Genomic DNA, 14,230 nt, shown 5'->3' with positions numbered 1-14,230 from the left:
TGACCGTTCCGGCTCCGGTCCTGCGCCGGTCAGCTGAACTCGGGTGGGACACCGGGATACTCCGGTGGCGTGCCTCCGAAAGCGGGACAGACCGACCGGAAGGAACACCATCCGCACAGTTTCGAGGTCTTCGGTGCGAAATTCCCGGATCTGGCGTCCTCCCCGACAGCAGCCCAGACCCTCCCAAGGTCCTTCTCCACGTAGTTCAGCTCCGCCGGGGTGGGGGAGAGCACCAGGTCGTCGCGGACCTTCAGGTACATCAGACGGAGCTGCTCGGGAATGTGGTCGAACAGTCGCCACCACACCAGCGCATAGAAACGCATCTGGAACATCGCCTGACCGGCGAACCGGGGAGCCGGCTTCTTTCCCGTCTTGTAGTCGACGACACGCACCTCACCGGACGGCGCGACATCCACCCGGTCGATGAAGCCGCGTACCGGCACCCCGTTGGGCAGGGTGAGGTCGACGAACTTCTCGCAGGCCTCGGCGTCGAAACCCTCGGGATTCTCCATGAGGAAATAACCTTTGACCAGGTCCCTGGCAGCGACGAGGAAATCCTGCCGGTCAGTGTCCGGGACCAGGTTGTCGAGCTCGGGGTCCTCCGCCCTCATCGAGTCCCAGTGCGGCACGAGCATCTTCACGGCAGCCGGATAGGTCCTCCGTTCACGCGGGAGACCGTGGAGCTCCTCCAGTACAGCGTGGACCAGAGTTCCCTTGACCTGCGCGACAGTGCTCGGTTCCGGCAGACGGTCAATCGCCCGGAGCCGGTAGAGCAGCGGGCACTGCCGGTAGTCTCCCACCCGGGAGGGGGAGAGGGCGAGGGGACGTCGGGTCACAGACAATCGAGCATCTTTCCGGGGTTGAGGATTCCCGTCGGGTCGACGGCGTTCTTGATCTCACGGTGCAGTCTACGGTTGCCCTCGTCGAGCTCCTCCGCCAGCCACCGGCTCTTCAACGCACCGACACCGTGCTCGCCGGTGATCGTACCGCCGAGTTCCAGACCCAGCGCCATGATCCTGTCGAAAGCCTCGGTCGCCGCCACGCCGGAGGCGGGATCCCTGCGGTCGTAGAACACCGACGGGTGGACGTTGCCGTCACCGGCGTGGGCGACCAGGGCGACCACCGTGCCCGTCTCGTCCCTGATGCGCTCCACACCCGAGCAGAAGTCGGCGAGACGGGAGCGTGGTACGCAGACATCGTCGATGAGCTGCCCCCCTCCGTGATTACGGGCGTAGTGCTCGTTACCTGGTTGGGCGGAGCGGCGGGCGGCGACAAGCAGTTCCGAATCCTCTGCATTGTCGGCGAAAGCCACGTCCAGGGCACCGTTGTCACGGGCCACCGACGCGAACGCCTCCGTGTCCGCCGCCGCCGTCACCGAATCAGACTGCATGATCAGCACCGCCCCCACACTGGCGTCCAGACCGAAATCCCCGATCTCGTTGACGAAACCCACCGTGATGCTGTCCATCAGTTCCAGGAGACTCGGTTCCGCCCCCGTGTCCATGTACGCAGCGACAGCCTCCGTCGCCGAACGGACGTCAGGGAAGGTCGCCAGGGCGCTCAACGGTGCCGGACCGGCAGGCACCAGCCTCAACGTCGCCTCCACGATCACCCCCAACGTCCCCTCCGACCCGGTGAACAACGCCGCCAGATCCAGACCGGCGACACCCTTGACCGTCCGGTGACCCAGGCGCGTCACCGTCCCGTCAGCCAGCACAACCTTCAGCTCCCGCACATACTCACGGGTCACCCCGTACTTCACACAGCACATCCCACCGGCATTCGTCGCGATGTTGCCCCCGACCGAACACATCGCCACCGACCCCGGATCCGGCGGATAGGCCAGCCCGTAGGCACGCAACGCCTTCTTCAGATCCAGGTTGATGATCCCCGGCTCCACCGTCACCGTCCGGTTGACCTCGTCAACCTCCAGAATCCGGTCCATCGACCGCACCGACAGCAGAATGCACCCGTCGACGGCGCAGGCCCCGCCCGACAGTCCGGAACGTGCACCCTGCGGCACCACCGGGACACCCCGCCGGTGGGCGAACTTCACCGTCTCGACGACATCGTCGACGGTGGCGGCACGGACCAGTGCCAGAGGGGAACCTTCCGCCCGGTATTCTGACTCGTCCCCGGAAAAGGTCTCCAGGACGTCAGGGTCGGTGGTCAGCGAACCGGTGAGCCGGCCGGCGAGATCCGCCAGGCCGGAGGTGGTGACGTTCACAGGTGCTCCAGCATCTTTCCGGGGTTGAGGATTCCCGTCGGGTCGACGGCGTTCTTGATCTCACGGTGCAGTCTACGGTTGCCCTCGTCGAGTTCCTCCGCCAGCCACCGGCTCTTCAGGTTTCCCACGCCGTGTTCGCCGGTGATCGTACCGCCGAGTTCCAGACCCAGCGCCATGATCCTGTCGAAGGCGTCCTGGGCCCGGGCAACCGATTCCGGGTCTCCGGTGTCGAAGAAGACCGAGGGGTGCATGTTGCCGTCACCGGCATGGGCGATGACCGCCACCATCGCCCCGGTCCGGGCACTGATCTCCTCGACGCGACCGCAGAACTCGACCATCTTCGAACGGGGAACGCAGACGTCGTCGAGGAGCTGACCTCCGCCGTGACTGTGTGCATAGTGCTCCCAGGCCGGTTGGGCGGAGCGGCGGGCGGCGACAAGCAGTTCCGAATCCTCGGCATTGTCGGCGAAAGCCACGTCCAGGGCACCGTTGTCACGGGCCACCGACGCGAACGCCTCCGTGTCCGCCGCCGCCGTCACCGAATCAGACTGCATGATCAGCACCGCCCCCACACTGGCGTCCAGACCGAAATCCCCGATCTCGTTGACGAAACCCACCGTGATGCTGTCCATCAGTTCCAGGAGACTCGGTTCCGCCCCCGTGTCCATGTACGCAGCGACAGCCTCCGTCGCCGAACGGACGTCAGGGAAGGTCGCCAGGGCGCTCAACGGTGCCGGACCGGCAGGCACCAGCCTCAACGTCGCCTCCACGATCACCCCCAACGTCCCCTCCGACCCGGTGAACAACGCCGCCAGATCCAGACCGGCGACACCCTTGACCGTCCGGTGACCCAGACGCGTCACCGTCCCGTCAGCCAGCACAACCTTCAGCTCCCGCACATACTCACGGGTCACCCCGTACTTCACACAGCACATCCCACCAGCATTCGTCGCGATGTTGCCCCCGACCGAACACATCGCCACCGACCCCGGATCCGGCGGATAGGCCAGCCCGTAGGCACGCAACGCCTTCTTCAGATCCAGGTTGATGATCCCCGGCTCCACCGTCACCGTCCGGTTGACCTCGTCAACCTCCAGAATCCGGTCCATCGACCGCACCGACAGCAGAATGCACCCGTCGACGGCGTTTGCGCCGCCGGAGATGCCCGACCGTGCGCCCTGCGGCACCACCGGGACACCCCGCCGGTGGGCGAACTTCACCGTCTCGACGACATCGTCGACCGACCGTGCACGGACAAGTGCGAGGGGAGTGCCCTGAGGGGAGTAGAGGGACTGGTCACGGGAGTAGGTGGCGAGGATGTCAGGGTCGGTGGTCAGTGAACCGGTGAGTTTCTCACCGAGTTCGCGCAGCTCCTCTGTGACAGGTGCACCCGCCCCCACAGATGTCGCTGACGCCGCGGACGCACCCGGAACCGGACCGGGGTTGGAAACAGTCATGACATATGACTGTAGTCTGCGCCGGGTGGACACCCCCGGAGTGTCCCCCGTCCCCGTCCCCGCTTTCCCGGCCTTTCCCGGATCTTCCCTGGCCCGTCACATTCTGGGATTTTCCTCAGAACATGCTCGGCGTGCGCTCACAGCGGCAGGCCACGCCGACGCCGGTAGCCCCGGACAATCTGGTTCACCACAGTGAGGACGAGCATGTAGACGGCGATGACGTACACCGTGGAGATTCCCAGCGCCTGGAAGACGAGGGCACCGCACACCGCACCGGTCGCCAGTCCGCACCACAGCAGCAGGTGCGAGATCCACCGGATGTGTTCCCCTCCGAAGAAGGCGTCCACCATCCTCTGTCCCATCTTCACCAGGGTGCCCGTCATGTAGGTGAGAGGGACCGCCACCTCACCGTCGCGTTCGAAGACACTGTTGATCACCCCGATTCCCACGGAGAGCACGAGGGTGGCGGGACGGTCGGCGTCCAGCGCGACGAGCAGGGCGGAAAAGCCGAACAGCAGTGTCACGGTGACCATCACCGCCTCACGGGCACGGGTGATGTCCCAGCGACGCGCCGACAGCCGGTTGACCAGGGCACCGAGAATGACACCGGTGACGAACAGCACCAGACAGCTGCCCGCCAGGACGGCAAGGTGGGTGTCGCCTTCCACGGCGGCGGTGGCGAATCGGGTCGTGTTCCCTGACATGAACGACAGGAAGACGCCACCGAGGTAGAGAAAGCCGACCGAGTCGACGAACCCGGCCAGCACGGTGAGGGCGACAGCGAGAAGCTGCTCGCCACGACGGTAGGTATGCACGCGCTCACACTACCGTGGGCGTCCCTGCGCGAAACCGGACCCGTCCAGGAAACACGACAGCGGTGATCTGGAGATCCGGGCTCTTCGCTCTAGACTGGTCGGGTCAGCCGGCCGCAACCTGCACGGCACCTCCACGACACAGACGACGACAGATGAAGGGGACACCGTGGCCTACTCGGGTCCGTTCCAGCCCGGAGACCGGGTACAGCTCACCGACGCCAAACGCCGGCACTACACAATCACCCTGGAACCGGGGGGAAGCTACTTCACCCACAAAGGTGAGATCAGGCACGACGACATCATCGGCCGCGACGAGGGAACCGTCGTGGTCTCCCACGTCGGAGGTGAGTACCTGTGCTTCCGGCACCTGCTCGTCGACCATGTTCTGTCCATGCCCCGCGGAGCGGCGGTGATCTACCCGAAGGACGCCGCGCAGATCCTCGTCGAAGGGGACATCTTCCCCGGCGCGAAGGTGCTGGAGGCAGGTGCCGGCTCCGGTGCTCTGTCAATGACCCTGCTGCGGGCGGTCGGTGAACACGGCAGAGTCATCTCCTACGAGGTCAGGGAAGACCATCTCGCCTTCGCCGAAGCCAACGTCGACGAGTACATGGGAGGCCACCCGGACAACTGGGACCTGCGCCTGGGCGACCTGAGGGACGTCACCGTCGGGGACACGGACGGTCCGGTGGACCGGGTGATCCTGGACATGCTCGCCCCGTGGGAATGCCTGGAGACGGTACGGGACCTGCTCATCCCGGGCGGGGTGTTCATGACCTACGTCGCCACGGTCCCGCAGCTGATGAAGGTGATGGAGGGCATCCGGGAACTGAAATGCTTCACCGAGCCGAAGGCGTGGGAGTCCCTGGTGCGGGAGTGGAAGGTCGAGGGCCTGGCGACCCGTCCCGAGCACCGGATGAACGCCCATACGGCGTTTCTGGTCTGGGCGCGGAGACTGGCCGACGGTACCGTGGCCCCGCGTCCTCAGCGCAGGGCCCGGAAGTAGGGTCCGACCGGCAGGGCCCGGAAGTAGGGCCCGGCGGCAGAGCCTGCCGTGCAGGGCCCTGCAGCAGGGCCTGCTGTGCAGGGTCCGGCAGCAGGATCGGGACGCCGGTCCGCCGGTACCGGTCAACCCAGGGTTACCTGCCTAGTAGACTGGTCGACATGACCAACGGCCCGGCCCAAGACACCACCCCCGAAGCCCGATCAGGCGGAGGTCCCGGCGGCCCCTCGTCCCCGGTGACCTCCGGCCCGGAATCCTACCGTCAGCTCCAGCTGGCGAACCGGACCCTGGGCACCCGCAATGCGAAGCTCACGGAACTGCTCAAGGCCAGCCGCGACAAGCTGGACGAGCTCAACGCCCGCCTCGATGCGCTGGCCGAGCCTCCGAGCACCTACGGCACGCTGCTGGAGTCCGGGCCGGACGCCACCACCGCCGAGGTCCACACCGCGGGCAGGCGGATGCGCCTGCAGGTCAGCCCCCGGGTCGACCGCCGGGACCTGCAGCCGGGGGCGCTGGTCCGGCTGGGGGAGGGCCAGCAGGTCGTCGAGGTGTGCGGAGTCACCGACTCCGGCGACCTGGCGACCGTGGTCGAGGTTGTCGACGGATCCCGGATCATCGTCGCCGACAAGCTGGGGGAGGAGTCTCTCATGCGGTGCGCCGGAGCACTGACCTCCGCGATCAGGGAGGGGCAGGTCGGCGCCGGCGACACGGTCGTCGTGGACCGTCGGGCAGGCTACGCCTTCGAGGTCGTCACCAGGGCCGAGGTGGAGAACCTCATCCTGGAGGAGGTCCCGGACGTCTCCTACTCCGACATCGGAGGTCTGAAGAGTCAGATCGAACAGCTCCACGACGCCGTCGAGCTTCCCTTCCTGCATCCGGAGATGTACCGCAGCTACGGTCTGCTGCCGCCCAAGGGAGTTCTCCTCTACGGTCCTCCCGGCTGCGGGAAGACCCTCATCGCCAAGGCCGTGGCGTCCTCCCTGGCCCGGAGGATGGACGCTGCGGCCCAGAGCGCGGGACAGGGTGGGGAACAGGGTTCCGGACAGGTTGCCGGACACAATGCAGGCCACGGGGATTCCGCCCGCTCCTACTTCCTGAACATCAAGGGCCCCGAGCTGCTCAACAAGTTCGTCGGTGAGACCGAACGGCAGATCCGGCTCATCTTCGAACGCGCCCGGAAGATCGCCTCGGCGGGTTCCCCGGTCATCATCTTCTTCGACGAGATGGAGGCGATCTTCAGGACGCGCGGCACCGGAGTGTCCTCCGACATGGAGTCCACGGTCGTCCCCCAGCTCCTCGCCGAGATCGACGGTGTGGAGGGTCTGAGGAATGTCATCGTCATCGGGGCGTCCAACCGGGAGGAACTGATCGACCCGGCGATCCTGCGCCCCGGCCGTCTGGACGTGAAGATCCGGGTGGAACGTCCTGACCGTGCCGCCTCCCTCGATATCCTGGGCAAGTACCTCACCGACGACCTGCCTCTGGAACCCGGGGTCAGTGCCGCGCAGCTCCGGGAGAGGATCGTCGACAGACTCTTCTCCCGCGACATGCCTTTCCTCACCCTGCATTTCGCCGACGGAACGACCCGCACCCTCTACTACGGTGACTTCGCCTCCGGGGCGATGCTGGCCAATATCGTCGACCGTGCCAAGAAATTCGCGATCAAGGACGCCCTGCAGGGCAGGGGTGACGGTATCTCCACCGGGCACGTCGACCTCGCCGTCGCCGAGGAGTGCCACGACAACGACGACCTGCCCGACACGACCAACCCCGCCGAATGGGCCCGCATATCCGGCCACAGCTCCCGTCGTGTCGTCGACATCACCGTCCACCACGACCAGGTGGCGGCATGAACCGGCCGAGACGGATCCTCGGCACCGAAACCGAGTTCGGCATCATCACCCCCGACGACCCGACGACCAGTCCGATCGAATCCTCCACCAGGGCGGTCGTCGCCTACGCGGCAGCCTCCGGTGCCGGGGTCGACCGACGGACCCGGTGGGACTACGCACAGGAGTCGCCCCTGCGTGACGTCCGGGGCTTCGACCTGCGCCGCTACCGCACCGCACCGGTGATCGACCCCAACTCCCTGGGCAACGCGAATGTGGTGACCACGTCCGGAGCCCGGTTCTACGTCGACCACGCGCACCCGGAGTACTCCTCGCCGGAGACGACGGACGCCTGGGACGCCGTGATCTGGGACAAGGCGGGTGAACTGATGATGCACGAGGCCGCCCGAGCGGCAGGAGAGGTCGAGGGCCGTCCGAGACTGCAGATCCACAAGAACAACGTCGACGGCAAGGGCGCGTCCTACGGCGCCCACGAGAACTACCTCTACCCACGTGCCTACGACACCGCCGCCGTCCAGGCGGCACTCGTGCCTCACTTCGTGACACGTCAGGTGTACACCGGTGCGGGAAGGGTCGGCATCGGCCAGACCGGTGGGACCCCGGGCTTCCAGATCAGCCAACGCGCCGACTACATCGAAACCACGGTCTCCCTGGAGACCACCCTCAACCGGGGGATCATCAACACCCGTGACGAGCCGCACTCCGGCTCCGACTGGGCGCGGATGCACGTGATCATCGGGGACGCCAACCTCTCCGAATTCGCCACCTTCCTCAAACTCGGGACCACCGCCCTGGTCCTCGACGCCGTCGGGGCCGGCGTGGACTTCACCGACCTCGCACTGCTCGACCCGGTGGAGGCGGTCCGGGAGGTGTCCCGTGACCTGAGCTGCGCCCGCCCGCTCCGTCTCTACGGCGGTCGCGAACTCACCGCGGTGCAGATCCAGCAGGAGATCCGGGACAGGACGGTACAGGCACTGGACATCGACGCCGCCGGCCGGGACGACCTCGTCGTCGAACTGTGGGGCGAGATCCTCGGGGATCTCGCCCGGGACCCGTTGTCCACCGCCGACCGGCTGGACTGGACCGCGAAGTACTCGCTGCTCGACGCGTACCGTTCCCGTGGACTGGACTGGGGCGACCCCAGGCTGTCGCTGGTCGACATCCAGTACCACGACATCGACCCCGACAAAGGCCTGTACCACGCCCTGGTCAGGAGGGGGAGGATCAGGACGCTCGTCCCTGCCGCCGACATCCGGGCCGCGGTGACGACACCGCCACGCACCACCCGGGCCTGGCTCCGTGGTGAGGTCACCCGGCGCTTCCCGGACAGTCTCCTGGCCGCCAACTGGGACTCCCTGGTACTCGACGTGGAACACGACGGGTCTACCGCCACCCGTGTACGGATGCCTGACCCTGCCCGGGCGACTGCAGCGGAACTGGAGGAGGCACTGTCGACCGTGGCGTCCCCCGGGGAACTGGTCACGGTCCTCGACAGACTGCTCCCGGGCTGTGTCACACCGGTGCCCGGAAGCTGACGGGACTACCCTGGACACAGGAGAAGACACCTGTGAGAGGTCACACGCAGATTCCTGCGGACAGACCTGCAGGCGCAGACAGACACCTACTACACGAAGAACAGGATCCCGCACATGACGACAGGTGGTTCAGGACAGGGACAGGTCCACGGCGGACGGGGACGGGGGGACGGTCCGGCCTCCGGTGACGTCACCGCGTCCGGGCAGGAGCAGCTCAAGGTCTCCGGTACCGATGACCTGCTCGACGAGATCGACGGGCTGCTGGAGTCCAACGCCGAGGAGTTCGTGAAGTCCTACGTTCAGAAGGGCGGGCAGTGAGCACCGTCCACACCCGTCGGATCACAGGTCTGGAGACCGAGTTCGGGATCACCAGTGTCCTGGACTCCCACCGTCGTCTCGGCCCCGACGAGGTGGCACGCCACCTGTTCGCCCCGGTTGTCGAAGAACACCGCAGTTCGAACATCTACTGGCCCAACGCCTCCCGCGTGTATCTCGACGTGGGTGCCCACCCGGAGTACGCCACAGCAGAATGTGACTCCCTGCACCAGCTGGTCACCTACGACCGTGCGGGCGAGGTGATCTTCAACCGACTCGCCGTCGCCTGCGAGGAGTCCCTGGCCCGACGGGGCGTGGGCGGCAGAGTCTACCTCCTGAAGAACAACACCGACTCGGTCGGCAACTCCTACGGCTGCCACGAGAACTACCTGGTCGGAAGGGAGATGCCGCTGAAGGCACTGTCCGCGCAGCTGCTCCCGTTCCTCGTCACCCGACAGCTCATCTGCGGGGCGGGGAAGGTCAGCGTCCCGTCACCCGGTTCCCCCAACGAGAACTTCGGGCCGGGGTTCTGCCTCTCCCAGCGGGCAGACCACGTCTGGGAGGGAGTCTCCTCGGCGACAACCAGGTCCCGGCCGATCATCAACACCCGGGATGAGCCGCACGCCGACTCCTCCCTCTACCGCAGACTCCACGTCATTGTCGGGGACTCGAACATGTCCGAGACCACGACGGCACTGAAGGTCGGCTCGACCCTCCTCGTCCTCGAGATGATCGAGGCCGGTGTGGAACTGCCGGACTTCGAACTGTCCAACGAGATCAGGTCCATCCGGGAGATCGCCCGCGACCTCACCGGCGCAGCCCCGCTGGAACTGCGCGACGGGAGGACCGTCACCGCCCTGGAGATCCAGCGCGCCTTCCACTCCGCGGCCACGGAGTGGCTGACCCGGCGCGAAGCTGAGGGCACCGGCACTCCCGACGACCAGCTCGCCGACGTCCTCGACCTGTGGGGTCGGGTCCTGGACTGCTTCGGTACCGGGGACTTCTCCGCCGTGGACACCGAGATCGACTGGGTGATCAAGAAGAAGCTGCTCGACGCGGTAGCCGAGCGAAACGGACTGGAGATCACGGATCCCCGCATCGCCCAGATCGACCTGACCTACCACGACATCAACCCTGAGCGGGGACTCTTCCGGCTCCTGGTCCGTCGGGGGGCCGCCCGCACCCTCGTCGACCCGCAGGCTGTCGAGGCTGCGACCAGGCAGGCGCCGGCGACCACCCGTGCCGCCGTGTGTTTTTTTTTATGAGGAGCCCGGCCCCCACGGATATACCCCCTCTTCCCCAACCCGCCGCTTTCCCGATCTGGTCCCCCCGCCGGGGCCCCCGGGGCGTTTTCTTTCTTTTACACACATATAAGTGTGAAAAAGGGAGGGGGACGGGCCCCGCCTCAAGGTCAACGGGGAGGGCGGGGGAGAACTGCTCCTGCCCGACCCCTTCCTCGTCACCTCCCCGGAGATCGAGGCCGGACTCGACGACCTCCTCACCGTCCTGGCGGAGTCCCCGGCATGAGCGGGAGGTCAGGTCGGAACCGCCCCGTGCCGGTCTACTGGGAGGAAGGCGCCTCCAGGATCCTCAACCTCCTGGTGACACTCCTCGACAGCCGTACCCCACGGTCGACCGGGTGGATCAGGGAGAAGGTCGGGGGTTACGAGGGCACGGCCGACACGGTCCGTAAACAGCTCGAACGCGACCGTCTGATCCTCCGGCAGCTGGGGGTGCAGGTCACCGTGGAGTCTGCCACGGATGACGAAGGACTGACCGAGAAGCGGTACAGCGTGGACCGGGAGACCAGTTTCCTGCCGGAGTTCCGGTTCACCCCCGGGCAGTGGGCGGCGGTCTCCGCCGCGGGCCGGTGGGCGATGGAACCGGAACTGGCTGCCCTGGTACGTGCCGCGGTGACGAAGCTCACGCCTGCCGGTCCTGTCTCCGTCGGAGGCCCCGCACCGGTCGTCGGGGCACTGCCCGACACCACCGACCTGACCGACGACGACATCCGTACGCTCACCCGGTCCCTGGATCAGGGACACCTGCTGCGCTTCAACTACTGGCCCAGCCCCACCGCGGAACCCCGGGAACGCACCCTCGAACCGTGGGGGGTCGCCGCGGTGGACGGCCGTCTCTTCCTCACCGGCCACGATGTCGACCGCGGTGCCCAGCGCACTTTCAGACTCTCCCGCATCGCCGACCTGGAACCGGTGCCCGCCACACGGTCCGTGCCTGTCCCGGACCGTCCCGTCCGCGAACTGGTCATCGAAGGTCTGGAGGCGGCGTCCTCCCTGGTCACCGCGACCGTGCTCTTCCGTAACGGTCGGGCGCAGGAACTGCGCGCCCGGGCGGTGGGAGACCCTGTCCTGCACAGGGAAGGGGAGGTCCTCACGGTCGGGCCGGTGGACCGCCTCTGGCTGGTCAGGACCGCCGCCGCCTACGCCCCGGATGCGGTGGTGCTCGGCCCCGACGACATCGTGGGCGAGATCGTCACCCTGCTCCGCCACGCCCGTGACATCCTGTCCCGCAGTGCCGGCACAGTACAGGTGACGCCGGGGACGCCGACGACACAGGAGGACAACCGTGACCACCACCGGTGATGCAGCTTCCCCTGCCGCACCGTCCCGCAGGGGCAGTGCGGTGAGCAGGCTCGACCAGCTCAGACGGATCCTGTCGGTGCTGGCCTGGTTCCGGACACATCCGGACGCCACGCTCATGACCACCGCGGAACGGTTCGGGGTGAGTGTCCCGCAGCTGCGGGAGGAACTGAGGCAGGTCAGGTACAGCGGCCTGCCGGGGCTTCTGCCGGGCGACACCGTGGACCTGGACATCGACGGTGCCGGAGTGACGCTGAGGGACCTCCAGGGCCTCGGCCGCCCCCTCGCCCTGAATGACACGGAGGCCGCCACCCTGGTACTGAACCTGGAGAAACTGTCCAGCATCCTCACCGACGGGGAACGCGCCGACGCCGACAGTGCCGCCTCTGTGGTCCGTTCCCTGGTGCACCCCCGCCACCGGGCTGGACCCCTGCCGGTCCCCACCCCGGCGGCACCGGCGGAAACCGGCCCGGGTTCCTCCGCCGCGGACACCCTGGCGGTTCTGCGCGAGGCGAACTCGTCCCGGCGGTGGGTGCGGTTCTCCTATCTCTCGGTGTCCTCCGACTCCCGGACAGTGCGGGAGATCATCCCAGACACCGTCGCCGTGCTCGACGGTTCGGGTTACCTGTGGGGACGCCCTGCGGCGGGGGAGGACACCGGACCGCAGAGGTGTTTCTCGGTGTCACGCATGGACGACGTCGAGATCCTCGACCGTGCCGCCCCGCCCGCACAGCCCCGGCAGATCACGGCAGAGGACCCGTTCGGTTTCCTTGACGCCGCGGACTCCTGGGCCGAACTGACCTTGACCGGGGAGGCGATGTGGATGCTGGAGTACCTTCCCGTGTGGCATATCGACGGTACCCGGGTCGAGATCCCCGACACCGGGCAGTGGCTGGACCGCTTCCTCATCGCCTACGCCCCGGAGATCACCGCCGTCGAGCCGGCGGACGTAGCTGAACGTGCGGTGAACAGGTGCGAGTCCGCATTGGCCGCGTACGGACGCCTGGCGTAACCTGACCGGTGTAACTTCTACGGCCTCTTCACGGCCCGGTACCACTACTGAAAGGCACTGACCAATGGGCAACATCGGATGGCCCGAGCTTCTCCTCATCGTCGTCGTTCTGCTGCTCCTGTTCGGCGCTGCCAAGCTGCCGAACATGGCACGTTCCCTCGGCCGTTCCATGCGGATCTTCAAGAGTGAGATGAAGGAGATGAAGAACGACGACAAGCCCGCTGTCGAATCCCCTGCCGTGTCCGCAGAAGCTGAGGCGGCGCGCCGGATCGCCGACCCCGCGACGCATGTCGCCGACACGACCACCGGTGACGTCCCGGTGAAGGGCTCCGCCACGGAAACCGGGACCCGGGAGCTCTAGCCCCCGACGATGTCCACCACTGAGCAGACCGGGGTCCGGCCCCGGCGTACCTCCCGACGTAAGGTCCGCGCCGAGGGCGCGAACATGACCCTGGTCGAGCATCTCAAGGAACTGCGTCGCAGGCTCCTCATCGCGTTGGCCGCCGTGGCCGTCGGCACGATCCTGGGCTACATCTGGTATGACGCCTCGGTGCTCGGGACCCCGAGCCTCGGCGACATCCTCAAGGAACCGTACTGCCAGGTGCCCCCGGAGAACCGGCTCGGTGGTGACGCCGGAGACTGCCGGCTGCTGGCCACGGCGCCGTTCGACATGTTCATGCTCCGGCTCAAGGTCGGCCTCATCGCCGGTCTCGTGCTGTCTGCCCCGGTGTGGCTGGGTCAGATCTGGGGGTTCATCACCCCGGGGCTGAAGAAGAACGAGAAGCGCTGGACCCGCGGATTCGCGACAGTCGCCACCCTCCTCTTCGTCTTCGGCGCGGTCCTGGCCTACTTCGTCCTCGCCTACGGTCTCGATTTCCTCATGACCATGGGCGACAACGCCCAGATCTCCGCGCTCAACGGCAAGGAGTACCTGAACTTCGCTCTCGCTCTGCTGCTCATCTTCGGGGTCAGTTTCGAGGTGCCGCTGATCACGGTGATGCTCAATCTCGCCGGCGTCCTCCCGTACCGGGTGCTCAAGGAGAAGCGGCGGATCATCATCATGTTCCTGTTCGTCTTCGCCGCCCTGGTCACCCCCGGCCAGGATCCCGTGTCCATGATCATCCTCGCCGTGTCGCTGTGCGTCATGATGGAGATGGCCACCCAGTTCGCGCGAGTCAACGACCGGCGTCGTGCCCGCCGGGCAGGCCTGGATCCCGCTTCAGCCGACACCTTCGACACCGACGCACTCGATGACGAGGCAGCGTCGACGGTCCTCCCCGCCGCTCCGCTGTCCGCCGTCGAGGGGGCCGCCGGTCCCACCCCCGCCCCGGGCGACGGGCCCGAACCCCCGGCCCCGCTCGAACCCCCCCCGCCTGTGCATGCCCGTCTCTTATACACCTCTAGATGTGAATAAGAGAC

The 14,230-nt window shown here is 67.0% G+C and carries 12 protein-coding genes and 1 pseudogene; 9 read left to right on the top strand and 4 right to left on the bottom strand.

Going from position 1 to position 14,230, the window contains the following annotated elements:
* Nucleotides 1-29: 29 nt before the first annotated feature.
* The 4 genes from BN3906_RS09615 to BN3906_RS09600 all read right to left on the bottom strand — a co-directional run bounded on the left by BN3906_RS09615 (nt 30) and on the right by BN3906_RS09600 (nt 4,499).
* Nucleotides 30-836, bottom strand: a complete 807-nt coding sequence (locus tag BN3906_RS09615) for a RecB family exonuclease (RefSeq protein WP_066587681.1) — start codon at nt 834-836, stop codon at nt 30-32.
* Nucleotides 833-2,227: an FAD-binding oxidoreductase gene (locus BN3906_RS09610; RefSeq protein ID WP_066587679.1), complete on the bottom strand. Its 1,395-nt coding sequence runs from the start codon at nt 2,225-2,227 to the stop codon at nt 833-835. Before BN3906_RS09610 ends, BN3906_RS09615 begins: the two co-directional genes overlap by 4 nt.
* Nucleotides 2,224-3,684 (bottom strand): FAD-binding oxidoreductase, encoded by a 1,461-nt coding sequence (locus BN3906_RS09605; protein ID WP_078057344.1) that lies wholly within the window; start codon nt 3,682-3,684, stop codon nt 2,224-2,226. Before BN3906_RS09605 ends, BN3906_RS09610 begins: the two co-directional genes overlap by 4 nt.
* A 137-nt stretch (nt 3,685-3,821) precedes the next feature.
* The gene (locus tag BN3906_RS09600; RefSeq protein WP_066587675.1) at nt 3,822-4,499 is read right to left on the bottom strand and encodes a YoaK family protein; all 678 of its coding nucleotides are present in this window, start codon (nt 4,497-4,499) and stop codon (nt 3,822-3,824) included.
* A gap of 166 nt (nt 4,500-4,665) precedes the next feature.
* On the opposite strand from BN3906_RS09600, the gene BN3906_RS09595 reads away from it, so the two are divergent.
* From BN3906_RS09595 to tatC, 9 genes and pseudogenes are all read left to right on the top strand, one after another.
* Nucleotides 4,666-5,502 (top strand): tRNA (adenine-N1)-methyltransferase, encoded by an 837-nt coding sequence (locus BN3906_RS09595; protein WP_066587671.1) that lies wholly within the window; start codon nt 4,666-4,668, stop codon nt 5,500-5,502.
* Between the two features lie 158 nt (nt 5,503-5,660).
* Nucleotides 5,661-7,352, top strand: a complete 1,692-nt coding sequence (gene arc, locus BN3906_RS09590) for a proteasome ATPase (RefSeq protein WP_078057343.1) — start codon at nt 5,661-5,663, stop codon at nt 7,350-7,352.
* Nucleotides 7,349-8,884, top strand: coding sequence for a depupylase/deamidase Dop (gene dop, locus BN3906_RS09585; RefSeq protein ID WP_066587669.1), 1,536 nt, complete (start codon nt 7,349-7,351; stop codon nt 8,882-8,884). The genes arc and dop overlap by 4 nt, the downstream gene beginning before the upstream one ends.
* Nucleotides 8,885-8,998: 114 nt before the next feature.
* Nucleotides 8,999-9,202, top strand: coding sequence for a ubiquitin-like protein Pup (locus BN3906_RS09580; protein WP_066587666.1), 204 nt, complete (start codon nt 8,999-9,001; stop codon nt 9,200-9,202).
* Nucleotides 9,199-10,726 (top strand): annotated as a pseudogene (gene pafA / locus BN3906_RS09575) (Pup--protein ligase). The gene BN3906_RS09580 and the pseudogene pafA overlap by 4 nt, the downstream one beginning before the upstream one ends.
* Nucleotides 10,727-10,752: 26 nt before the next feature.
* The gene (locus BN3906_RS09570; RefSeq protein ID WP_066587663.1) at nt 10,753-11,802 is read left to right on the top strand and encodes a helix-turn-helix transcriptional regulator; all 1,050 of its coding nucleotides are present in this window, start codon (nt 10,753-10,755) and stop codon (nt 11,800-11,802) included.
* Nucleotides 11,786-12,811 carry a WYL domain-containing transcriptional regulator gene (locus BN3906_RS09565; RefSeq protein ID WP_066587661.1) on the top strand — a complete coding sequence of 342 codons (1,026 nt, stop codon included), beginning with the start codon at nt 11,786-11,788 and terminating at the stop codon, nt 12,809-12,811. The genes BN3906_RS09570 and BN3906_RS09565 overlap by 17 nt, the downstream gene beginning before the upstream one ends.
* 64 nt (nt 12,812-12,875) lie before the next feature.
* Complete coding sequence (gene tatA / locus BN3906_RS09560) at nt 12,876-13,172, top strand: Sec-independent protein translocase subunit TatA (RefSeq protein ID WP_066587659.1); 297 nt, start codon at nt 12,876-12,878, stop codon at nt 13,170-13,172.
* 9 nt (nt 13,173-13,181) lie between these two features.
* Nucleotides 13,182-14,225 carry a twin-arginine translocase subunit TatC gene (tatC, locus tag BN3906_RS09555; protein WP_261796950.1) on the top strand — a complete coding sequence of 348 codons (1,044 nt, stop codon included), beginning with the start codon at nt 13,182-13,184 and terminating at the stop codon, nt 14,223-14,225.
* Nucleotides 14,226-14,230 lie beyond the last annotated feature (5 nt).

It is taken from the genome of Corynebacterium provencense (assembly GCA_900049755.1).
GTDB classification, from domain to species: Bacteria; Actinomycetota; Actinomycetes; order Mycobacteriales; family Mycobacteriaceae; genus Corynebacterium; species Corynebacterium neomassiliense.
The sequence above is the reverse complement of the archived record's forward strand: the minus strand, read 5'-3'. Positions and strand labels throughout refer to the sequence as shown.